This window comes from Pseudarthrobacter sp. NPDC092439 (genome assembly GCF_044754945.1).
Lineage (GTDB): Bacteria > Actinomycetota > Actinomycetes > Actinomycetales > Micrococcaceae > Arthrobacter.
The window spans coordinates 24584-47201 of record NZ_JBIVQB010000001.1; the positions used below are offsets into that span (position 1 = coordinate 24584).

General features: G+C 69.5%; 18 protein-coding genes. 12 read left to right on the forward strand and 6 right to left on the reverse strand.

Going from position 1 to position 22618, the window contains the following annotated elements:
• The first annotated feature begins 32 nt into the window (after positions 1 to 32).
• On the forward strand, positions 33 to 1082 hold the full coding sequence (cydB, locus tag ACIQCM_RS00095; protein ID WP_400604197.1) for a cytochrome d ubiquinol oxidase subunit II: 1050 nt from the start codon (positions 33 to 35) through the stop codon (positions 1080 to 1082).
• Position 1083: 1 nt separating this feature from the next.
• A complete protein-coding gene (cydD, locus tag ACIQCM_RS00100) occupies positions 1084 to 4617 on the forward strand; it encodes a thiol reductant ABC exporter subunit CydD (protein ID WP_400604195.1) in 3534 nt (1177 codons plus the stop codon).
• Here the strand turns inward: cydD and ACIQCM_RS00105 are convergent, their stop codons facing one another.
• Together ACIQCM_RS00105 and ACIQCM_RS00110 are read right to left on the reverse strand one after the other, a co-directional pair.
• Positions 4618 to 5136, reverse strand: a complete 519-nt coding sequence (locus tag ACIQCM_RS00105; RefSeq protein WP_400604193.1) for a DinB family protein — start codon at positions 5134 to 5136, stop codon at positions 4618 to 4620.
• Between the two features lie 9 nt (positions 5137 to 5145).
• Complete coding sequence (locus tag ACIQCM_RS00110) at positions 5146 to 7647, reverse strand: DNA topoisomerase (ATP-hydrolyzing) subunit A (protein WP_400604191.1); 2502 nt, start codon at positions 7645 to 7647, stop codon at positions 5146 to 5148.
• A gap of 76 nt (positions 7648 to 7723) precedes the next feature.
• Between ACIQCM_RS00110 and ACIQCM_RS00115 the strand changes: the two genes are divergently transcribed.
• Genes ACIQCM_RS00115 through ACIQCM_RS00130 form a run of 4 tightly spaced genes read left to right on the forward strand, consistent with a single transcriptional unit; the run spans position 7724 to position 13130 of the window.
• Complete coding sequence (locus ACIQCM_RS00115) at positions 7724 to 10408, forward strand: GNAT family N-acetyltransferase (protein WP_400604189.1); 2685 nt, start codon at positions 7724 to 7726, stop codon at positions 10406 to 10408.
• A gap of 41 nt (positions 10409 to 10449) precedes the next feature.
• On the forward strand, positions 10450 to 11193 hold the full coding sequence (locus ACIQCM_RS00120; protein WP_400604188.1) for a DUF5998 family protein: 744 nt from the start codon (positions 10450 to 10452) through the stop codon (positions 11191 to 11193).
• Between the two features lies 1 nt (position 11194).
• Entirely contained in the window at positions 11195 to 12427 is a 1233-nt protein-coding gene (locus ACIQCM_RS00125) for an alkaline phosphatase family protein (RefSeq protein WP_400604187.1), read from the forward strand.
• Positions 12420 to 13130 (forward strand): thymidine kinase, encoded by a 711-nt coding sequence (locus ACIQCM_RS00130; protein WP_400604185.1) that lies wholly within the window; start codon positions 12420 to 12422, stop codon positions 13128 to 13130. Before ACIQCM_RS00125 ends, ACIQCM_RS00130 begins: the two co-directional genes overlap by 8 nt.
• A 13-nt stretch (positions 13131 to 13143) precedes the next feature.
• Here the strand turns inward: ACIQCM_RS00130 and sepH are convergent, their stop codons facing one another.
• Both sepH and ACIQCM_RS00140 read right to left on the reverse strand, forming a co-directional pair.
• Complete coding sequence (sepH, locus tag ACIQCM_RS00135; protein WP_400604183.1) at positions 13144 to 14487, reverse strand: septation protein SepH; 1344 nt, start codon at positions 14485 to 14487, stop codon at positions 13144 to 13146.
• Positions 14488 to 14601: 114 nt separating this feature from the next.
• Positions 14602 to 15090, reverse strand: coding sequence for a DUF3093 domain-containing protein (locus tag ACIQCM_RS00140; protein WP_400604182.1), 489 nt, complete (start codon positions 15088 to 15090; stop codon positions 14602 to 14604).
• 114 nt (positions 15091 to 15204) lie between these two features.
• Here ACIQCM_RS00140 and dut point away from each other — a divergent pair, with 114 nt between their 5' ends.
• From dut to ACIQCM_RS00160, 4 genes are all read left to right on the forward strand, one after another.
• A complete protein-coding gene (gene dut / locus ACIQCM_RS00145; protein WP_400604180.1) occupies positions 15205 to 15729 on the forward strand; it encodes a dUTP diphosphatase in 525 nt (174 codons plus the stop codon).
• 91 nt (positions 15730 to 15820) lie between these two features.
• Positions 15821 to 16534, forward strand: a complete 714-nt coding sequence (locus tag ACIQCM_RS00150) for a DUF3710 domain-containing protein (RefSeq protein ID WP_400604178.1) — start codon at positions 15821 to 15823, stop codon at positions 16532 to 16534.
• Between the two features lie 4 nt (positions 16535 to 16538).
• Positions 16539 to 16904: a hypothetical protein gene (locus ACIQCM_RS00155; protein WP_400604176.1), complete on the forward strand. Its 366-nt coding sequence runs from the start codon at positions 16539 to 16541 to the stop codon at positions 16902 to 16904.
• A gap of 95 nt (positions 16905 to 16999) precedes the next feature.
• Positions 17000 to 17653, forward strand: a complete 654-nt coding sequence (locus ACIQCM_RS00160) for a DUF3159 domain-containing protein (protein ID WP_400604313.1) — start codon at positions 17000 to 17002, stop codon at positions 17651 to 17653.
• Here ACIQCM_RS00160 and ACIQCM_RS00165 read toward each other — a convergent pair.
• Positions 17650 to 18387, reverse strand: a complete 738-nt coding sequence (locus tag ACIQCM_RS00165; protein WP_400604175.1) for a potassium channel family protein — start codon at positions 18385 to 18387, stop codon at positions 17650 to 17652. The genes ACIQCM_RS00160 and ACIQCM_RS00165 overlap by 4 nt on opposite strands.
• The gene (locus ACIQCM_RS00170) at positions 18384 to 19058 is read right to left on the reverse strand and encodes a potassium channel family protein (RefSeq protein WP_400604173.1); all 675 of its coding nucleotides are present in this window, start codon (positions 19056 to 19058) and stop codon (positions 18384 to 18386) included. The genes ACIQCM_RS00165 and ACIQCM_RS00170 overlap by 4 nt, the downstream gene beginning before the upstream one ends.
• A gap of 119 nt (positions 19059 to 19177) precedes the next feature.
• Here ACIQCM_RS00170 and ACIQCM_RS00175 point away from each other — a divergent pair, with 119 nt between their 5' ends.
• Positions 19178 to 21154 carry an APC family permease gene (locus ACIQCM_RS00175; RefSeq protein WP_400604171.1) on the forward strand — a complete coding sequence of 659 codons (1977 nt, stop codon included), beginning with the start codon at positions 19178 to 19180 and terminating at the stop codon, positions 21152 to 21154.
• A complete protein-coding gene (locus ACIQCM_RS00180) occupies positions 21151 to 22575 on the forward strand; it encodes a class I SAM-dependent RNA methyltransferase (protein ID WP_400604170.1) in 1425 nt (474 codons plus the stop codon). Before ACIQCM_RS00175 ends, ACIQCM_RS00180 begins: the two co-directional genes overlap by 4 nt.
• The last annotated feature ends 43 nt before the right edge of the window (positions 22576 to 22618 follow it).

The window sequence follows — 22618 nt, forward strand, 5'->3', positions numbered from 1 at the left end:
GCGCACAGAACAAAAAGCAGAGGAATCGAAAAATGGAACTGCTGCCAACCATCTGGTTCGTCGCCATCGCGGTGCTGTGGACGGGGTACCTCTTCCTGGAGGGTTTCGACCTCGGCGTGGGAATGCTCATGAAGGCCTTCGCCCGCAATAACACCGAACGCCGCGTCCTGCTGAACACCATCGGCCCGGTGTGGGACGGCAACGAAGTGTGGCTGCTGACGGCCGGCGGCGCTACCTTTGCGGCCTTTCCGCTGTGGTACGCCTCCCTCTTCTCCGCCCTCTACCTTCCGCTGCTGGTGGTCCTGGTGGCGCTGATCTTCCGCGCCGTGGCCTTCGAATACCGCGGCAAGGTGGACACGGACAGGTGGCGCTCCACCTGGGACTGGGCCATCGGCCTGGGCTCCTTCTTCGCAGCCTTCGGGGTAGGCGCCGCGCTGGCGCTGACCACGACGGGCCTGCCCCTGAACGCCAACGGCGACCGCGTGGGCGGGCCGATGTCCTGGTTCAGCGGCTATGCCGTGCTGGGCGGGCTGGCAGTGGTGGGCTTCTCCCTGCTCCACGCGCTCGCCTTCATCGCCCTGAAGACCGACGGCGGCATCCGCCACCGGGCGCGGCGCTGGTTCGTGCAGCTGCTTCCGGTGTTGCTGTTGCCGATCGCCGCCTGGGCGCTCGCCATCCAGTGGCAGGCGGGCAAGACCTGGACCTGGGCAGCGGTGATCCTGGCCGTTGCTGCCGCCGCGGCTGCCTGGCTGCTGGCGCGTGCCGGTGCGGAAGGGCGGGCATTCCTGGCGCTGGGGACCTTCCTGGTACTGGGGACCACTGCCATCTTCGGCGCCGTGTTTCCCGTGGTGCTGCCCTCCACCATCGACACGGCCTTCAACCTTACGGTCACCAACGCCTCCTCCTCGGACTACACCCTGGGCCTCATGAGCGTCGTGGCCGCCATGGGACTGCCGTTGGTCATCGCCTACCAGGCCTGGACGTACTGGGTGTTCCGGCGCAGGGTCAGCGCAGCCCACATTCCGGATGCGCACAGCTTCCTGCCCGCGGTGGCCGCCAGGGCCCTGACCACGAGGGGCTGACATGCGCCCCGAGTTCCCCTCCGGCCCGTCGACCCGCGCCGCCCTGTACCTGCTGGGTCTCCTCGCCGCGCTTAAGGCCCTGTCCCTGGTACTGATCGGAGGGGCGCTCGCATCCGTGCTGGCCGGCCTCTCCGCCGGGGACCCCGCCTGGGGCGAGGGCATTGCGGCAGGCGCTGCCGGCGTCGTCCTCCGTTCCCTCACGGTGTGGGGGCAGGCGGTGGCCGCCCGGCGTGCGGCGCTGGGGGTCAAGGAGGAACTGCGCTCCCAACTGCTGGAGCGGGCGCTGCGCAACGGTGTCCGCAGCGCGGGACCGGCGGACGGCGGGCTGGCCGTACTGGCCACCCGTGGACTGGACGCGCTGGACAGCTACTACACCCAGTTCCTGCCGGCCTTGGTGAACTGCGCGGTGGTTCCGCTGCTGCTCGGCGCCAGGATCCTGTTCGCGGACTGGGTAAGCGCCTTGGTGGTGGTGCTCACCGTACCGCTGGTGCCGCTGTTCATGGTCCTCATCGGCCGGTACACCGAGGACCGCGTCCGCGAGGCCCAGGGGGCGCTGGCAAGGCTGTCCGCGCACATGCTGGAGCTGGCCAGGGGCCTGCCGGTCCTGGTGGGGCTGGGCCGTGCCGTTGCCCAGCGGAAGGCCCTGGAGGAGATCTCCGGGGAATACCGCTCGCGCACCATGGGAACACTGCGGACCGCCTTCCTGTCCGCGCTGGCGCTGGAACTCATCGCCACCATCTCCGTGGCCGTCGTGGCCGTGTTCATTGGCGTCCGGCTGGTGCACGGCGACATGCCGCTGGAAGCCGGACTGCTGGCCCTGATCCTGGCGCCGGACTGCTACCTTCCGCTGCGTGAGCTCGGCACGGCCCACCACGCGAGCGACGACGGACGGGTGGCGCTCGCCGAAGCGAACGCCGTGCTGGACGCCCCGGAGCCGGCTCCGCTGGCCGTATCAAGGGCCACCGCAGCAACGTGCGACGGCGGCACGCCGGCCGGGACGGTCCGTGTCAGCGGCCTTACGGTCACCTACGGAGGGAGGGCCGCCGTCGGCCCGCTCTCCTTCGTGGCGCCCGCCGGCAGGATCACCGCCCTGGCCGGACCCAGCGGAGCGGGCAAGAGCACCGTGCTGGGTGTCCTTGCCGGGACCGTGGGCGACGGGGGAGGCGCCACTGTCACCGGCGCCATCACCGGCCTGGACCGGAACGCGCTGGCGTGGGTGCCGCAGCATCCGGCAACGGTGGCCGACTCAGTGCTCGGCGAGGTTGAGCTCTACTGCCCGGCGGCACCTGAAGGTCCGGACCAGGATGCGGCGGTGCGGCCGGCTGCCGACGTCGCACGGGAATGCCTGGAACAAGCGGCGGCAGGGCACCTTGCAGGCAGGCGCCCCGCCGAACTGAGCCCCGGAGAACTGCGCCGGGTTGCCCTGGCGCGGGGCCTCGCGCGGGTGGCGGCCGGAGCCACCGTCCTGCTGCTCGACGAACCCACAGCCCACCTGGACCAGGCCTCCGCCGTCGTCGTCGAAGAGGCAGTGGCGCGGCTGCGGGGCCGGGTCACCGTGATCCTGGTGGCCCACGAGGACTGCACCCGCGCGCTCGCCGACCACATCGTTACGGTGACCCAGGCTGCGCCGGGGACCGCCGCGGCCCCGCTCACGGCAGGCAAGTCCGGGACGGCCGGGGGACTGCCGACGCCGGTGGCCCCTGAAACCCCCGGGACTGCGGGGGCCCCGGCCACGACCGGCGCAAGCGGCGGACAGGACATGCCCGTCCCGCCTGCACCGGGCCGCCTGCTGGCAGGCATCCTGTCCCCGGTCCGGGGCACGTTCCTGGCCGCAGCGGTGGCGGGGACACTGGCCGCGGTGTTCGCCGTGGCACTGTCCGGACTGTCCGGCTGGCTCATCATCCGGGCCAGCGAACAGCCGCCCATCCTGTACCTGCTGACCGCGATCGTTGGCGTCCGCTTCTTCGGCATCGGCCGTGCGGTGCTGCGCTACCGGGAACGGCTCCTGCTCCACGATGCCGTCTTCGCCGCCCTGACCCGGCTGCGCGGGCGCCTCTGGGAATCGCTGAGCCGCAGGGCCCTCGCCGTGCGGCGCCTGCTGCAGGGCGGGAACGTCCTGGGAACCGTCATCGACGACGTTGATACCGTGCGCGACCTGCTGCCCCGGGTGCTCCTGCCCCCGGTTACGGCTGTTGCAGTGACCGCACTGGCCCTGGGCGCCACCGGAGTCCTCGTCCCGGCCGCACTGCCGGCCGTCGTCGCCGCAGGAGCCGCCAGCCTGTTGCTGGCCCCGTTGCTGGCGCTGTGGGCCGACCGTGCGTCCGCTTCCGCCGAACAGGCACTGCGCCGGGACGTCCTGGGACGCGCTGCGGCAGCACTTGAATCCCGGGCGGACCTCCACGCCAACGGTGTGGCGGCCCGGGTGCTGGCCGGCCTTCGGCGGCGCGACCGCCAGGCCACCGCAGCGTCCCGCCGCTCCGCCTGGGCGGACGGGCTGGGCCATGCAGCAGCCACGGCCGCCTGCGGCACTGCGGCCCTCGCTGCTGCCTGCCTCGCGGCTCCCGGCATCCTCTCCGGAGCGACGGCACCCGCCACGGCGGCCGTCGTCGTCCTTTTCCTGCTGGCGCTGGTGGAACCTTACGCAGCGATGACGACGGCGGTGCGCCAGTTCCCGGCGCTCCGCACCGTGATGGGGCGGATAGGGGAGTCCGGAGTGCTCGGCAGCACCGAAGACGGCGGCGCGGAAGAACCGCCCGCGCGCCGGAAAAGTGCCGGGTCCGAATCGGCCTGTGACGGCCGCTTCCCCGTGCCGGAGCGCGCGGGCGGCCGGGCCGGCGTCGAACTGGTTGGCCTCGCCGCTGCGTGGCCAGGTGGACCGGAAGTCTTTTCCGCACTGGATGCGGCTGGGGAGCCGGGACGCTGGCTCGCCGTGACCGGGCCGTCCGGCTCCGGAAAGTCCACGCTCCTGTCCGTCCTGCTGGGCTTCCTGCCCGCCGCCCGAGGCGAGGTCCGGGCCACCGGCAATGTGGCGTGGTGCCCGCAGGAGGCGCACCTGTTCGATTCAACCATCCGGGGAAACCTGCTCTTGGGAAGGCCGCAGGATGGAAGGGCACGGGCAGGACAGGCGCAGGGCGGAAATGCGCCCGGGGACATGGACATGCGCCAGGCCCTCGCCGCCGTCGGACTCGCCCCGCTGGTGGACCGGCTGCCGGCCGGGCTGGACACGCGTATCGGCCCCGGCGGGGCATTCCTCAGCGGCGGGGAACGCCAGCGCCTGGCCGTGGCCCGGACCCTGATGACGGGCGCTGAGGTGATCCTGCTCGATGAGCCCACCGCGCACCTGGACAACGAATCCGCTGCGGCCATGATGGCGGACCTGCGGGCGGGCCTCCGGGACCGGACCGTGGTCCTGGTGACCCACCACGCGGCGGACATCAGGCCGGAGGACGCCCGGCTGGCCCTTGAGTCCGGTGCTGAGGATACGGCCGCAGAAAACACGGGCGTCCGCGGCTGGGCGGGAGCCGCTGCGGGATAGTCAGCCGTCCACGTCGTGCAGGTGGTGGACCACGTCGTGCAGGAAATAGCGGGCAAGGGTGAGCACCGTGAACTCTGAACCGTTGCTGCGCAGGCCGGTGCGGCCCCAGTCGGACTCCCGCACGGCGGCAAAGGAGTCCGCCACCTGCTGGCCTTCTGCGGTGAGCTCGGCGCTGACCACAGCGGGATCGGCAGAGGCGTAGTCCTTCTCCACCGCGGTGCGGTCCTGGTCCCAGTCAGCGAACCGTGCGTCGTCCTGTTCCAGCATCAGGTTCAGCCGCTGGTCGAAAAGGCTGAACACATCCCGGACATGGCAGGCGTATTCCAGCGGCGACCAGGTACGGTCATCCGGGCGTTCAGTGGCCCCCGGGCGGCGCAGGACCGCCCGCCAGCGCGGCAGCATGTTCGCAATGGTGCCGGGAACGGTGGACGGTGTGGCCGTGCCGGAATCAAACGAGCATTCGGGGCAGGGCCGCGTCAGGACCCAGGTCCAGTCCTTCTCATCAGGAACGATAGGCATGCCAGCAGTCTAGGCCTGATCGGGCCACGCCATGGCGGGCCCCACCGCATCCACCGCCTGCGAGAGCGGTACGCCCGAACCGTCCCGCCGGCCGTGCTCCTGGGGCAGCGAGCGGGCCACCCCGGCGGCCGAGGACGCCTTGGCAGGACCGTGTCCGGCCCAGGCCAGCAGGAGGGTGTCCTCGCCCTTTAGGAACCGGTGCGCGCGGACCCCGGCCGTGGCACGGCCCTTGGCCGGATACTCCGCGAACGCGGTCGCCTTGGCGGTTCCCGGGGCGGTACCCGGCAGGGCGCCCACGGTGCCGGCGATGGTGACCACGACGGCGGTCCCGTCATTGGCCGCCACCACACCGAAGGAGATGACGCGGTCACCGGCGGCGAGCTTGATGCCGGCCATGCCCCCGGCGGTGCGGCCCTGCGGACGGACGGCGGCGGCCGGGAACTTCAGCAGCTGCGCCTGGGCGGTGACGAACACGAGTTCCGCATCATCCGCCCCGGCCGGAGCCACGCCCACCACGAAGTCCTTGTCCTTCAAGGAGATGATCTCCCAGTCCTCGCGGTTCAGCGGATAGTCGGGCTGGACGCGCTTCACCACGCCCTGGGCCGTGCCGATGGCCAGCACCTCATCCAGCGGAACGAACGCCACCAGCGACTCGCCCTTGAGCAGCGTCAGGAACTCCTTGGCCGGAACGCCCCCGGCCAGGTTGGGCAGCCCGGCCACCGGCGGCAGGACCGGCATGTCCATGACCTGCAGGCGCAGCATCCGGCCCAGGGAGGTGACGGCCGCGATTTCGCCGCGCGCCGTAGTCTTCACCACGGAGGCATAGACGTCATGCTTGCCGCGCGGGCCGGCCTCAGCCAGCGGTTCCCGGTTGCTGGTGCGGGCCACCTGGCCCGAAGCGGTGAGGATTGCCCAGCAGGGATCGTCGGCGATCTCCAGGGCCAGCGGCGTGGCCTTGCCCTTCTTGGCACCGGCAACCTCGGCAGCGACGGTGGGGGAGACAGCTTCGGACTCCAGCAGCACGGTGCGCCGCGGGCTGCCGTGGGCTTCGGCGATGGCGGCGAGCTCGTCGGACACCAGGGTCCGCAGCCGTTCATCGGAGCCCAGGATCGCCTCAAGTTCAGCGATTTCCCGCCGCAGTTCGTCCTGTTCCTTCTCCAGCTCGATCCGGGAGTATTTGGTCAGCTGCCGGAGCCGCAGCTCCAGGATGTAGTTCGCCTGGACCTCGGACAGGTCGTAGATGGACATCAGCCGCTCGCGGGCGGCGGCGGCCTCGTCCGAGGACCGGATGATCTGGATGACCTCGTCGATGTCCACGATGGCAATGAGGAGGCCCTCCACCAGGTGCAGGCGGTCCTTCTTCTTCCCCAGCCGGAACACGGTGCGGCGGCGGACCACGTCAAGGCGGTGGTTGACGTAGACGGTGAGCAGCTGGACCAGCCCCAGGGTCTGCGGCTGCCCGTCCACCAGCGTGACGTTGTTGATGCCGAACGAGTCTTCCATCGGCGAGTACCGGTACAGCTGCTGCAGGACCGCGTTCGGGTTGAAGCCGTTCTTCAGCTCGATGACCAGGCGCAGGCCGTGCTTGCGGTCGGTCAGGTCCACGATGTCGCTGATGCCGGTCAGTTTCTTGGCGTTGACGGCGTCCTTGATCTTCTCGATCACCTTCTCCGGACCCACCATGTAGGGGAGTTCGGTGACCACCAGGCCGGTGCGGCGGGCCGAGAGCTGCTCGATCTCCACCTTGGCGCGGGTCTTGAACGAGCCCCGGCCGGTTGCGTACGCGTCGCGGATCCCGTCGAGGCCGACAATCCGGCCGCCGCTGGGCAGGTCCGGCCCCGGCACGAAGCGCATGATGTCGTCCAGCGTGGCATCCGGGTGGGCGATCAGGTGCCGGGCGGCATTGATCACTTCCACGAGGTTGTGCGGTGCCATGTTGGTGGCCATGCCAACGGCAATGCCGGTGGCCCCGTTGACCAGCAGGTTGGGGAATGCCGCCGGGAGGACATCCGGCTGGGTCAGCTGGTTGTCGTAGTTGGGGACAAAGTCCACCACGTCCTCGTCGAGGTGGTCCGTCAGCGTCAGCGCGGCAGCCGCAAGCCTTGCCTCGGTGTACCGGGGAGCCGCCGGGCCGTCGTCGAGCGACCCGAAGTTGCCGTGCCCGTCGATCAGCGGGAGGCGGAGGGAGAAGTCCTGGGCCATCCGGACCATGGCGTCGTAGATGGCGGTGTCGCCGTGCGGGTGCAGCTTGCCCATGACCTCGCCCACCACGCGGGCGCTCTTGACGTGCCCGCGGTCAGGCCGCAGCCCCATGTCGCTCATCATGTAGAGGATGCGCCGCTGCACCGGCTTCAGGCCGTCCCGGGCATCCGGCAGCGCCCGGGAGTAGATCACCGAGTAGGCGTACTCCAGGAAGGAGCCTTCCATTTCGGAGGTGACATCGATGTCCACGATGTTCTCCGTGTAGGGAGTGCTGTCCACGGGAGGGGCTGAAGATTGGCGGCGTGCCATGGGGCTGGTAAATCCTTCTTGGGGGAGCTGTGCAGGCCACGGGTGCGCTGCGGAAGTTTTTGGCTAGGCTAAGCCTATGGTGGATCGGCCCGGGGACGGCGAATATCCGGAACATTGGGAGGCCGATGTCGTCCTGCGTGACGGCGGCACGGCCCACTTGCGGCCCATCCATCCATCGGACGCGGACGCCGTCCAGGCATTCCACGCCGGGCAGTCGCAGAACTCAATCTACATGCGGTTCTTCGCCTTCAAGGCCCGGCTGTCCAGCAAGGAGCTCAAACGCTTCACGGAAGTGGACTACAGGGACCGGGTGGCGTTCGTCATCACCATCGGCAGCGCCATCATCGGCATCGGCCGCTACGACCGCCTCGACGATCCAACCGAGGCGGAGGTGGCCTTCAACATCGCCGACGCCCATCAGGGCCGCGGAATAGGCTCCATCCTGCTGGAACACCTGGCCGCGGCGGCGCACGAGAACGGGATCCGGAGGTTCAGCGCGGAGGTGCTGCCGGAAAACCGCAAGATGCTGATGGTCTTCGCCGATGCCGGCTACGACGTCAAGCGCCATTTCGACGACGGCGTCGTCAGCCTGGAGTTCAACATCGACCCCACGGAGAAATCCCGGGCCGTCATGGAGGCACGCGAGCACCGCGCCGAGGCCAGGAGCGTACGGGACCTGCTGACGCCGTCGTCCGTCGCAGTAATCGGTGCCAGCCGCAAATGGGGCACTGTGGGGTACCAGCTGCTCGAGCACATCATCGAAGGGCACTTCCCCGGCCGGATCTACGCCATCAATCCCGAAGCGCTGGAACTGGCCGGCATGCTCTCCTTCGGCAAGCTGGCAGAGGTTCCCGAACCGGTCCAGCTGGCCGTGATTGCGGTGCCCTACGAAGAGGTCGCCCAGGTGGTGGCCGAGTGCGCGGCGGCCGGCGTGAAGGGGCTGGTCATCGCCTCCGCCGGTTTTGCCGAGGACGGCGAACGGGGCCTCGCCCGGCAGCGGGACCTGGTACGGCAGGCGCGGGCCAGCGGCATGCGGGTGATCGGTCCGGCGTCGCTGGGCATCGTCAACACCCATCCCGACGTCTCGCTGAACGCGTCCATGGCCCCGGCACTGCCCGCCCGCGGCGGCCTGGGACTGTTCAGCCAGTCCGCTGCCATCGGGGTGTCGCTGTACGCGGCCTCCAGCCGCCGGCAGCTGGGGCTGTCCACGTTGCTCTCCGCGGGTAACCGGGCGGACGTCTCCGGCAACGACATGATGCAGTACTGGGAGGACGACGCCGATACCACCGCCGTGGGGCTCTATCTGGAGTCGATCGGGAACCCGCGTAAATTCTCCCGGCTGGCCCGCCGCCTGGCCCGCACAAAGCCGGTCATCGTGGCCAAGTCCGATGCCATGGGCCTGCGTCTGCCGCCCGGACATGCCGTGCGCACCACGCAGGCACCGGCCGGCGCCCTGGACGCCATGCTCCGGCAGTCCGGCGTGATCCGGGTGGAAACCATTGAACAGCTCGTGGACGTTGCACAGGTGGTCTCCGGGCAGCCGCTGCCGGCGGGCCCCGGTCTGGCGCTCTTCAGCAACTCGGACGCTCTGGGCAAGGTGGTGGCGGACAGTGCGGCCGCGCACGGGCTCACCGTGGCCCGGCTGCTCGCGGGCATCGACCTCGACGCCGGCCAGTCAGTGGCGCTGCCTGCGCTGCGCGCGGCGCTCAGCGGCGCCCTGGCGGATCCAGCCGTGCACGCGGTAGTGGCCGCGCTGCTGCCTGCCCGCGGCCTCACCGTGGACAGCATTGCCGGGGTCCTTGCCGAATGTTCCAAGGCCGCCGGCAAGCCTGTCCTGGCGGCCTTCACCGGCATCCTTGACCCGTCCGTATACGTGGAAGGCATGGTGGGTCCGGCGGGCAACGCCATCCCGTGCTTCTCCAACCCCGGCGCGGCCGTGGCCGCGCTGGCATCCGTGGTGCGGTACGCGGAGTGGTCCGCCCGGGACCACGGACACTTCGTGGAACCGGCCGGCTGCGACCCCGCCGCCGCGTGGGACGAACTGCAGGTGCTGCTGCGGGACGTCAGGGGCGAGCAGCTCAAGCAGCTGGACCCCGCGGCGGCGGCCTCCCTCCTTGGCCACTACGGCATCACCGTGCTGCCCTCCAAAGGCTTCACCACCCCGGATGAAGCGGTGGAAGCCGCCAACGCGCTCGGCTGGCCGGTAGCGCTCAAGACCACGGAACCGGCCCTGCGGCACCGGCTGGACCTGGGTGGCGTCCGCCTGGACATCCAGGATGCCGGCTCGTTGCGGCAGAACGTGGTGCAGATGCGCCGCGCGCTGGCGTCCTACGGGGAGGCTGCGCTGGAAGTCCAAAGCATGGCGCCGGTGGGACAGGCCTGCACCTTCCGGGCCATCGAGGACCCGCTGCTGGGGCCGGTGATCTCCTTCGGGCTCGCCGGGGACGCCGTCAACCTGCTGGACGACTGGGCGCACCGGGTGCCGCCGCTGTCCGCGGCCGATGTCCACGACTTTGTCCGGGCACCGCGGGCCGCCCGGAAGCTTTTTGGTTACCAGGGGCTGCCCGCGGTGGACATCGCGGCGCTGGAGGACCTGGCAGGCCGGCTGGCCTGGCTCAAGGACAACCATCCGGAGATCGCCCTGGTGGAATTCAACCCGGTACTGTGCGGCACCTCGGGGGCCACCATCCTGGCCGCAGACGTCCGGATCGGCAATGCCGCCCAGCGGACGGACAGTGCCAGGCGTGCCATGCTGGGCTGAAGCGGTTAGCAAGTCCCCGGCCGATCTGTGAAAATGGGGGAATGAGCTCCCAGCCTCCAGCATCGGCGCCGCAAACGCCCGGCCACGAAAACCAGGCAGTCCGCCACCACAGCTCACACAGCCACAGTGAACAGGGCCAAAGCCTGGACGGCGCCCTCCAGAAGGCAGGCTTCTACCCGCGCCTGGTGGCCGACGTCGTGGATGATGCGCTGGACGGCCGGGACTGCGTGGCTCACCTGGTCCACCTGGAAACACACTTCGACCGCGCCGAGGTGCGCCGCCACATCACCGTCCTGGTCCTTACCGCCGACATGCTGGTGATCACGCACGTGGACGACCAGCAGCTCGACGAGGCAGGCGAGCAGATCGTCGCCCAGATCTCCACCGAATCGGTGCCGGTGGCGCAGATCCGCTCCGTTGTCCTGAGCTACATGTACGCCCAGCCCCAGGACTACAAGCCGTCCGATCCCGTGCGGGAGATGACCCTTTCCATCGCATGGTCGGGCGGGCAGCGCCTGGACATGGGCCCTGCCACCTGCGGCGACCCGCAGTGCGAGGCGGACCACGGCTACAGCGGCACCATCAGCCAGGAGGACATCGTCCTGCGGATCAGCGCCGAAGCGGACGGCCTGCAGGCTGTCCAGGACGCCAAGCTGTTTGCCCGGGCCCTCCGTGCAGTCAACACCGGGTCGGCCGCACCGGCACCGCGGCCGCAGTCCCTGCCGCCGCGGCCCCGCGCCGGAGTATTCGGCAACCGCCTGAGCCGCGGCCACCAGCAGCGCTGAGATGCCCGCAGACCAACACGTTGCCGGCGGCGCCACTGCTGCGGCGAAAAACCATACTCCGGCCCTGCCTCCCGCCCCCGCCTACGGACGGCGCTCGGTCGCCGAGGTTCTCTCCAGCTCCGCCGCCAGCGTGGGCGTGCCCGGGTTCGCCAACGTCCTGGGCCTGCCCGCCGCCGCCCGGGTGTGCGTTGTGGTGGCGGACGGGCTGGGGCGGAACCTCCTAAAGCAAAAGACCGCCCATACCCCGTTCCTGCGCTCCATCATGCAGGGCGGCCAGGGGGAGGTTCCCGTCTGGCTCGATTCGGCCTTTCCCACCACTACGGCGGCGGCGCTGGCCAGCCTGGGCACCGGGCTTCCCCCCGGGCAGCACGGCATGGTGGGCTATGACGTCCTTGACCCGGCCCAGGACAAGGTGGTCAACCTCCTGGGCAACTGGGACCCCGGCGTGGACCCCTTGGACTGGCAGCCGTTTCCCACCGTCCTGGAACGGGCCGCTGAACACGTGGCCGTTACCACGGTCAGCCTTCCCCAGTTCGGGGACTCTCCCATGACCCGCGCCGTCCTGCGCGGGGGCGCCTTCGTGCCAGGGACCACCGCCCATGCCAGGACAGCAGCCGCCGCCGAAACGATGGCGGCTCCGGGTCCATCACTGATGTACTTCTACGTGAACGAGCTGGACAAGGCGGGGCACCGCTACGGCTGTCAGTCCGCCCAGTGGGAACACCAGCTGGAGGAGCTTGATGCCACCCTCAAGCGGCTCCACGCCACCCTGCCCGCCGGTACCACGGTCCTCCTCACCGCGGATCACGGGATGCTGGACGTGCCGGAGCAGCAGCGGCTGGACTACTCCACCGACCCCGCCCTGATCGAAGGCGTCCGGCACACGGCAGGGGAGCCGCGCATGGTGCACCTCTACCTGGAACCGGGCGCCCGCCCGGGCGCGGCCGCCCGCCTCGCGGAGGCATGGCGTGCCCGCTTCAGAGACCGGATCTGGGCGTTCACCCGGGCCGATGCCCTGGCCGCGGGCCTCTTTGGACCAGTGCGTCCGGAAGCCGCCGGCAGGATCGGCGACGTCCTGGTGGCGGCCCGGGACGCGTTGGCCTTCTACGACACCCGACGCGTCCGGCCCGCCGCCATGGAAGTGGTGGGCCAGCACGGCTCGCTGACCAAGGCTGAACGCGAGGTCCCCCTGCTCTGTTTCCAGGTCCCGGGCAGGACTGCGCGGCGTGGCTGAACTGGTTTTCTTCTCTGGAACGATGGACTGCGGCAAGTCCACGCTGGCACTGCAGATGGACCACAACCACCGTGCCCGCGGGCGCGGCGGCGTGCGGTTCACCCGCAACGACCGCGCAGGCGAATCACGGATTTCCAGCCGGCTGGGCCTGCAGACGGACGCGGTGGAGGTCCTGGACGGCACCGATTTCTGGGATGAGGTCATGCGCCGCCGCACCCAGGGACAGCGGGTGGACTACCTCATCTGCGACGAGGCGCAGTTCTACTCGCCGGCGCAGATTGAACAGCTGGCCAAGGTGGTGGACGAAATCGACGTTGATGTCTTCGCGTTCGGGATCACTGCCGATTTCCGCACCCGGCTGTTTCCCGGCTCCCAGAGGCTCGTCGAACTGGCGGACCGGGTGCAGGTGCTCCAGGTGGAGGCGCTGTGCTGGTGCGGCCGCCGGGCCACGCACAACGCCAGGACGGTCGACGGCGTCATGGTCACCGAAGGAGCCCAGGTGGTGGTGGGCGATGTGGACATGGACGGCCCCGCGGCGCGGACAGCCGCGGAGCACGTTCCGGTGGTGGGATACGAAACGCTGTGCCGCCGGCATTACATGCGCCGCGTGACCGCGCACGGCGCCACGCTCATGGCCGGGCAGGACCAGTTGCTGCCATTCGACGTCGACGCGTGCCTGTGGCGGGGCTCCGGCGCGCTTTAAGGCGAAAGCAGGCCTAGTCGCTGCGGGTACCGAAGACGATCTCGTCCCAGGACGGGACGCTGGACCGCTTGGGCCGGGCCGGCTGCCGCTCCGGCACCTCAGGGTCAAGCGGGGACGGTGCGCCGGAGGAATCGTCGTCGTTTCGTGGAGCCGGCCTGCGCTGGCTGCCGCCGAGCAGCTCATCCAGCCCCGCGCCGCCGGAACTGCGGCCCGTGCCTCCCGGGGAACCCTTTTGGGGGGACGCCACGATGGTGATCTCGCGCGTGGCGGTGCTGACGCCGTCGTGCAGCCGCAGCGAATCGTCCAGCCCGTCGTCCTCCGCCGTGTCGCGCAGCGGCGGGATGAGGCTCAACCGGGACAGCATGGACGGCCGCGCGTCGCGGCGGCGAATGAAGGATTCGCCGCGGCCCGCCGGAACTTCTTCCGGTTCTTCCGGAAGGTCCGGCTCCTCTTCCTCTTCTTCCTCAGCCACCACTTCGGAGGGCCGCGGGTGGGCGGCGGGAACCCCGTGGGTCAGGAGGAGCGCCAGGGCGTCGTCCGAATCTTCGTCGACACCCAGCCGTTGGCCGCGGCGTGAGCGCAGCATATCCAGCAGCTCATCCGGTTCCGCTCCGGCTGCCGGCTCCTCCCCGGCTGCGGGGACAGGGTGCGGGCCTCGGGCAGGACGGGCGGCGTCTGCGTCCGTCTCGAAATCGAAGGGCCGGTCCGAGACGGCGGACAGCCGGCGGGCCGGAAGCGGTCCGTCCAGCGGCTCCAGCTCGCTCAGCTGCTGCGCCCAGCGGTTGGCATTCTGCAGGGATTTACGGGAAGGGATGAAGGTCCACAGGGCCGGCGGCTCTTCGCCGATTCCGGCGGTGCCGGTGCCGGCTTCGAAGCTGGCGGACACGGTCCAGGTTCCGTCCTGGCGGCGCCAGGAGTCCCACTCCACGCCGGAGGGGTCGATGCCGTGGGCGGAAAGGCGGTGCCCCACCATGTCGGCCAGCGTGGCGGGGCTGTCGCCGAACGCCGCACGGTAGGCATCATGTCCGGGAGCGGGAGCCGCCACCTCGACCTTGCGGGCCTGCTGGGCCACGTACTCCCGTTCGGCCAGCACCGGCCCCTCGTAGCGTTCCACCTTGGACAGCGGCAGCCCGGAAAGTTCCGCAACGTCCGCTGCCGTGGCACCGGCCCGGATCCGGGCCTGGATGTCACGCGGAGACATCGGGACGGACGGCCGCTCGGCCGCCTTCCTGGCAGGAGCGCGGCTCGCCGCCCGGAGTGCTTCGTCGATCGGCAGCTGGAACATCTCGCCGCCGGCACCGCTCAACAGGAGGTGCGTCCCGTCGTCGTGTACGCCTACAAGCCGTAGATCCTGCATGCAAATCCTCCACCCTGGCATTACTATCAATCGAAACTCTGCCACCCTCGCGCCGGGAATTGGCTCAAGGTACAGGGCGCGCCGCGAATTAGCGGCAGTCCGGGCGGGGAGGTGCTAGCGGCGCGAGAGTGCGGCGGTCAGCCGCTCAGGGTGCCGCGTGGACGTGAGCCAGTAGGGCGTGCGGTCGGCGGGGTCCGTGATCCGGATCCTGACCACCGGATCGATCCAGCCACGGATGCAGAGGTAGGCAAGCCCGTTGAGCCGGGTCCCGCGTTCGGCTGTTGCTTCGGAACCACGGAAGGCCTCCGCCTCGCCTACGAAGCGGCGTTCGATGGTGGCCCGCCCTACCGTCAGCGTGTCCCCGGTGACCTCGATGGCGGGTGTGGACGTCAGCAGGAGCACGCTGATGATGGCGAACAGCACTCCGGCGGCGGTAAAGCCTGCCGCCATGCTGATGGGGGCAAACACCAGGATCCCTGCCCCGGAGATGCCGGCCGCGATGATCCAGATCCACACGCCGGGCCACAGCTTCTCCCGGTAGATCACCCGGGTGCCGGCTGGCGGAGTGCTGGGAACGGGCGCGGCAGGGCTGGATTCGGGCATGGGGACAGCTTTTCATCTTTGGCCCGCTATTTCATCCCGGCTCCCGCCTGACCGATCCGATGGCCGCCCCCGCGCCTAGGTCAGGCGCAGGGGCGCGGGTTAGAGTGAGTGACTGTGACTGACCTTTCCGCCGCACCAGGCACCGTTATCAACGCAACCCCCGCCGGAGACGAAGCATGGGCGCCTACCCTTCAGGTCGGGCTGAAAATGCTGGATCCCGGGTTGGAAGCGCCCTCCTATGCGCATCCCGGTGACGCCGGAGCCGACCTCCGCGCCCGCGAGGACGTCGTCCTCCAGCCGGGGGAGCGCAGGATGGTCCCCACGGGTGTTTCGATCGCCCTTCCTTTTGGCTACGTGGCGCTCATCCACCCCCGCTCCGGCCTGGCCACCAAGCACGGCCTCACCATCGTCAACGCCCCGGGAACAGTGGATGCCGGATACCGCGGCGAAATCGCGGTCACCCTCCTTAACACGGACGCCTCGCAGGCCATAGAACTCCGCCGCGGCGATAGAATTGCCCAAATGGTCATTCAGCGCGTGGAGTACGCACAGTTTGTTCCCGTGGATGAATTAAGCGGATCGGTGCGCGGCACCGGCGGATTCGGCTCCACGGGCGGATTCATCCAGCCCGGGACCTGACTATCCCGGTTTTCGTTACGGCGGCAGCAACGCACGACGGCGGCACCCGCCACGGGCGGGCCCGCGCACCTCACACTAAGGAGACAGCCCCATGGTCTTTGGGCTCGGCAGGAAAACCAAGAAGGAACAGGTCACTGAGCCGGAGGAGTCCCTGACTGCCGCGGAGCTTTCGGACACGGCGGCCGAAGGCGACCACCGGCGGGCCGGCGGCCCGTTCGACGAGTCCGAGGTGACGGGCCGGGATGGCTACGTGGACCTGGGCGCACTGCTGGTTGCACCCTCCGAAGGCCTGCAGCTGCGCCTCGAAGTCGAGGAAGCAACCCAGCGCGTGGTGGCCGTGACCCTTGACCTCAATGGCTCCAGCCTCCAGCTGCAGGCCTTCGCCGCGCCCAAGACCGAGGGGCTCTGGGATGAGATCCGTGGCCAGATCGGCCAGTCCGTCGGCGCGCAGGGCGGACAGGTCGAAGAAATCGAGGGGCCATTCGGCACCGAGCTCATCGCCAGGCTGCCCGCAGCGGCCGCCGACGGCAGCCAGGGCTACCGCGTGGCCCGCTTCGTCGGCGTAGACGGCCCCCGCTGGTTCCTCCGCGGTGTCCTGGGCGGTGCCGCTGCACTGGAACGCCCCGCTGCGGAACCGCTCGAGGCGCTGTTCCGCCAAGTGGTGGTAGTCCGGGGCGACAACCCCATGCCGCCGCGTGACCTGCTGCAGCTTCGGCTTCCCAAGGACGCAACCGCAACACCTCCGGCCGCCGCTCCTTCCCTGCAGGAGCCCGAGCGCGGTCCGGAAACCACACAGATTGGCTGACCCGATGGACACCGGACGGGGAGCCGCGCCGCCGGACGGCGACGCCGGCTGCCTGTCCCCGAACCGGCTGCCGGCCAAGGGCCGGGTGCTGTGCCGCGGCCGGATCGAGTCGGTGACGTACGTTCCGTCGGGGGAAGCCCCGGCGTTCACCGCCATCGTGACGGACACCGCAGCCGGCAGGACCGGCAGGCCAGCCCGGCCGGGCGGGGAGCACGGCCGGCTTCGGGTCGTGTGGCTGGGCCGCCGCCGGGTCGCCGGGATCGGGCCCGGCACGGAACTGCGGCTCGAGGGCATGCTCTCCCACAGCCGCGGCCTGCCCACCATGTTCAATCCGCGCTACGAAATACTGTCCCGCCAGGAGAATGAATGACACCGTCCCAGCCCGGGCCGACGCCCGGCGAACGCCGCAATGCCGCATCGGGAGGCAACCACACGGGCGCCGGTGACCAGCAGGAAGGGACTCCCATGGCGGACATTGCCGCAGGCTACGCAGCCAAGGCCGGCCTGCACCGCACCCACGATGGCCGCGTGGATGTGCTGCGCAGCGCCGGCGGTGTCCAGGGCATCGCCGAGAGCATCCTGCCTGGCCTGGTGTTCCTGGTGGTCTTCACGGTCACCCGGGAGCTGACCCCCTCACTGGTGGCGGCCCTGGCAGGCGCCGCGGTGTTCACCGTGGTGCGCCTCATCCAGCGGCGACCCCTGACCCAGGCCCTGGCCGGTGTGCTGGGCGTGGGAATTTCGGCGTGGCTGGCCAACACCACGGGCAAGGCCGAGGACTTCTACCTGCCCGGCTTCTTTACGAACGCCGGCTACATCGTGGCGATGGTCATTTCGATCCTGGCCAAGTGGCCGGTCGCAGGGCTGCTTTTCGGCTTCATCCGGAACGAAGGCCTCGACTGGCGGAAGGACCCGGCGCGGCTCAAGGCCTACCGGCTGGGCACCTGGATCATCGTTGCCGTCCTGGCGCTGCGGCTCGCTGTGCAGGTGCCGCTTTACCTGATGGGCCCGGACGGACTCACCGCCCTGGCCACGACGCGGCTCATCATGGGCGCGCCGCTGTACATCCTGGGCGTGTGGGTGGCCTGGCTGGTCACCAAGCCGGCACCTGCCGCCGCCTAACCGTCGAAACCGTCATCCTCCAGGGCCTGCTGCGGCGCCGCCTGAACCGCCGTGCCGGGAGCTGCGGCTTCAGCCGGTTCCGCTGACAACAGCGCCCGCAGCTCGTCTTCCGCAGCGATGGTGGTCACGAAGAACAGCTCGTCGCCGCCGTCGATGACGTCGTCCCGGCTGGGGGTGATGGGCGCATGGTCGCGGAGGATGGCCACCAGGGTGGAATCCTCCGGCCAGCGGATGTCGCCTACCGTCTTGCCGATCACGTGCGAATCGTGCGGGACGGTGAACTCCACCAGCGATGACACGCCGGTTTGCAAAGTGAGGAGGCGGACAAGGTCGCCGATCTCGACGGCCTCCTCCACCAGTGCGGTCATGAGCTGCGGCGTGTTGACTGCGACGTCGACACCCCAGGAGTCGTTGAACATCCAGTCATTCTTGGGGTTGTTCACCCGCCCCACGGTCCTGCCCACGCCGAACTCCGTCTTGGCCAGCAGCGAGACCACCAGGTTGACCTTGTCGTCACCGGTGGCGGAAACCACTACGTCCGCTTCCTCGACCTTGGCGCCCTGCAGGGTGCTCAGTTCGCAGGCATCACCAACCAGCCAGTGTGCGCCGCGCAGCCCGCTGCGGCCGATGACCTCCGGTTTTTGGTCGATCAGCAGGATCTCGTGGCGGTGGGCCAGCAGTTCCCTGGCGATGGACGAGCCGACGCTGCCGGCGCCAACAATCACGACTTTCACTGGAACTCCTTGGCGGGTGCTTTGGCCAGGACCTGGGCAACCTGGGCGCTGCGGTCCACATGCAGCATGGCATGGACGGTGTCGCCGTCCTGGTAGGCGGTTCCGGCGTCCGGCAGCATGCCCTCGCCAAAACGGGTCAGATACGCCACCCGGATACCCGCGGCCGCCTCGATGCTGCTGATCCGGTGCCCCACCCAGGCGGCGTCCAGGTCCAGTTCGGCCAGGACCAGCCGGCCGGACGGTTCGCGGAAGTCGCCGGCCAGGTGCTGTTCGGGCAGGATCCGGCGCAGGACCTGGTCTGCGCTCCAGCGGACTGCCGCGACCGTGGGAATGCCCAGCCGCTGGTAGATTTCGGCCCGGCCGGGATCATAGATCCGGGCCACCACGTGCGGGACGTGGAAGGTTTCGCGCGCCACCCTGGTGGCCAGGATGTTCGAGTTGTCGCCGCTGGAAACGGCGGCGAAGGCGTAGGCCTCGTCAACGCCGGCCTGCCGCAGAGTATCGCGGTCGAAGCCCACGCCGGTCACCTTGCGGCCCGTGAAGCCCTGCCGGAGCCGGCGGAAGGCCCGGTCGTCCTGGTCGATGATGGCCACGGAATGGCCGGCATCTTCGAGCGTGTGCGCCAGGGTTGCACCCACCCGGCCGCATCCCATGATCACGAAGTGCGCCACCGTTTCTCCTCTTCATCACCGACAACGTGCTGCAGCACGAAACTCTACCGGCCCGTCCCCTCATCGCGCCCGGGGCGGGCCGTCATGACATCCCCCGGGAATCAGACTAGCTTTGTGGGGTGCTGACAATATTCAATGCCGCCAAGCGGGTGCTGGTGGGCAGGCCGTTCAGGAATGACCGCCTGACCCACACGTTGCTGCCCAAGCGGATCGCACTCCCGGTGTTCTCCTCCGACGCCTGGTCCTCCGTAGCCTACGCCCCGGATGAAATCCTCCTGACCCTGGCACTCTCCGGCGTCAGCGCTGTCGCTTTCTCGCCCTGGGTGGGCCTGGCCGTCATGGTGGTGCTGCTCACGGTGGTGGCCTCCTACCGCCAAAACGTCCACGCCTACCCCTCCGGGGGAGGCGATTACCAGATTGCCAACGAGAACCTGGGCAGGTACGCCGGCCTGACGGTGGCGTCCGCGCTGCTGGTGGACTACGTCATGACAGTGGCGGTATCCATGGCCTCGGCCGCCTCCTACGTGACAACCGCAATTCCGGCGCTCCACGGCCAGCAGGCTCTCGTGGCGGCAGCCGGCGTGGCGGGCCTGGCGCTGGTAAACCTGCGCGGCGTCAAGGAAGCCGGCACGCTCTTCGCGGCCCCGTCCTACATCTTCATGGTGGCCATCCTGGGCATGACGGCGGTAGGGCTTTTCCAGGCCTCCACCGGCACGCTGGGGGAGGCGCCGTCCGCCGCCTTCACCATTGTTCCCGCCCCAGGCTTTGACGAGGGGCTGGTGGGCCTGGCGGGGGCCTTCCTGCTTCTGCGCGCCTTTTCGTCGGGCGCCGCGGCGCTGACGGGAGTGGAAGCGATCAGCAACGGGGTGCCCAACTTCCGTCCGCCCAAGAGCAGGAACGCCGCCACCACCCTGCTGCTGCTGGGACTGCTGAGCGCCGCCATGTTCGCCGGTGTCATCTACCTGGCCAACGCCACCAAGGTCCACATCGTCCTGGATCCTGCCACGGAGTTCCTGCTGGACGGCAAACCCCTGCCCGAGGGGTATATCCAGAATCCGGCCATCAGCCAGATCGCGCAGACCATTTTCGGCGCGGGGTCCCTCCCGTTCTACCTGGTGGTTGCCGCCACCGGCCTCATCCTGGTTTTCGCATCCAATACTGCCTTCAACGGTTTCCCGGTCCTGGCCTCCATCCTGGCCCAGGACGGCTACCTGCCCCGCCAGCTCCGCACCCGCGGCGACCGCCTGGCTTTCAGCAACGGCGTGCTTGCCCTTGCCGCCGGAGCGCTGCTCCTGATCCTGGTGTTCAACGCCGACGTCACCAAGCTCATCCAGCTGTACATCGTGGGAGTCTTCATTTCCTTCACAGCCAGCCAGCTGGGCATGATCCGGCACTGGGGCAGGGAGCTCAAGCTGGCCCGGGACAAGGCCGCCCGGCTGCGCATGGCAAAGTCGCGGGCGATTAACAGCGTGGGCTTCGGCATGACTGCGCTGGTCCTGGTGATCGTCGTTGTCACCAAGTTCGAGCAGGGCGCGTGGATTGCGCTGATCGTCATGCTGGGCCTGTTCCTGGTGATGTGGAGCATCCGGGCGCACTATGACAACGTGGCCAAGGAACTGGCCGTGGACGAGGATTCCTCCCCGCGGGCCCTGCCTACCCGGGTGCATGCGGTGCTGCTCGTCTCGCACGTGCGCAAGCCTGTGCTGCGCGCCCTCGCTTACGCCCGCGCCTCGCGGCCCTCAAGGCTGGACGCAATCACGGTGGACATTGATGCGGAGGAAACAGCCGGCACCGTGGCTGACTGGGAAAAGCTGGAGATTCCCGTGCCTCTGACGGTACTCGCCAGCCCGTACCGGGAAACGGTGACGCCCATCATGGAGTACATCAAACAGATGCGGCGCGATTCGCCCCGCGACCTGATCGTGGTCTATATCCCCGAGTATGTCGTGGGCAAGTGGTGGGAGCAGCTGGTCCACAACCAGACTGCACTGCGCATCAAGACCCGGCTGCACTTTGAACCCGGCGTCATGGTGGCCAGCGTTCCCTGGCAGCTCAAATCATCCGAAGAAGCCAAGAACATGCAGGACGTGCAATGACCTCCCACAGCCCACAGCCCGCCGGCGCCCGGCCGGAATCTCCCGCCCGGGAACACCGTGAAGCCATCCTGGACATCGGGCCCGTGGCCCACGGCGGGCACTGCGTCGCCCGCGAGGGCGGCCGGGTGGTGTTCGTCCGGCACGGCATCCCGGGCGAAAAGGCCAGAGTCCGGTTCACGGACGCCGCGGAGAACGCCAAATTCTGGCGCGCCGACGTCGTGGAAGTCCTGGAGGGCTCGCCGGACCGCGTGGAGCACTTCTGGCATCCCGCGGACTCCGGGCGCGCCTGGTCCCACGGGCATCCGCCGGTAGGCGGCGCCGAATTCGGCCATATCGCCCTGCCCCGGCAGCGGCGCCTGAAAGCCGAGGTGCTGGCCGAGCAGCTGCGGCGGCTGGCCGGCGTGGACCGCCTGCCATCCGGCGCGGACCTTTCCGCCGACGGCGGGATCGCCGTGGAGGCCGTGGGAGGGGCACACCGGGAGGAAGGGATGTCCGACGCCGGCGCCGGACTCGGGTGGCGCACGCGCGCCAGCTTCTCGGTGACCCCGTCCGGGCGGCTTGGCATGCATGCCCACCGCTCCGACCACATAGTTCCCGTGCGGGAGATGCCGCTGGCCGGCAGTGCCATCAACGCGCTGCGGCTGTGGGACGTAGACCTGCAGGGCATCGAACGGGTCGAGGTGGCGGCGCCCGCCAACGGGAGCCGGCCGCTGGTCCTGCTGGCACCTGCCCAAGGCACCAGGGGCAAGCGGCTCAGCGCCGTCGCCGCGTCCCTTCCGCAGGACGTGTCCGTGGCAACGTTCGATCCAGCCACCGAGGAGGTGCGCCAGGTCAGGGGCCGCACATGGGTGCAGGAATCCGCGGCAGGACACGACTACCGGGTCACCGGCGCAGGGTTCTGGCAGATCCACCGCGACGCGCCCGGGACACTTGTGGGTGCGGTCACAGATTTCCTCGGCAGCGGCGGCTTCCTGCACCCCGGCTCGGTGGTGGCGGACCTCTACGCCGGCGCCGGGCTGTTCACCGCCGTGCTGGCGGACGCAGTAGGGGAAACCGGCTCCGTCCTTTCCGTTGAAGGGTCACCCGGAACCAGCCGCGACGCGCGGAAAAACCTCCACGCCGCACCCCAGGTGGATATCGTCCAGGGCCGCGTGGAGCGGGTCCTCCGCCAGAAACCGCGGAACTTTGACGCCCTCGTCCTGGATCCGCCCCGGGCGGGAGCGGGCAAGGCCGTGGTGGGGCAGCTGGTGGCCTCGCAGCCGCGGGCCATCGCCTACGTGTCCTGCGACCCGGCCTCATTTGCCCGGGACGTCGGATACTTCCGGCAGGCGGGCTGGGAGCTGCGTGGACTGCGCGCCTTTGACCTGTACCCGCACACCCACCACCTGGAGACCGTGGCGCTGCTGACTCCGGCGCCATGATGCCGGGATGGTTTTCGACTACGATGGCCCTAGTAGTCCCACG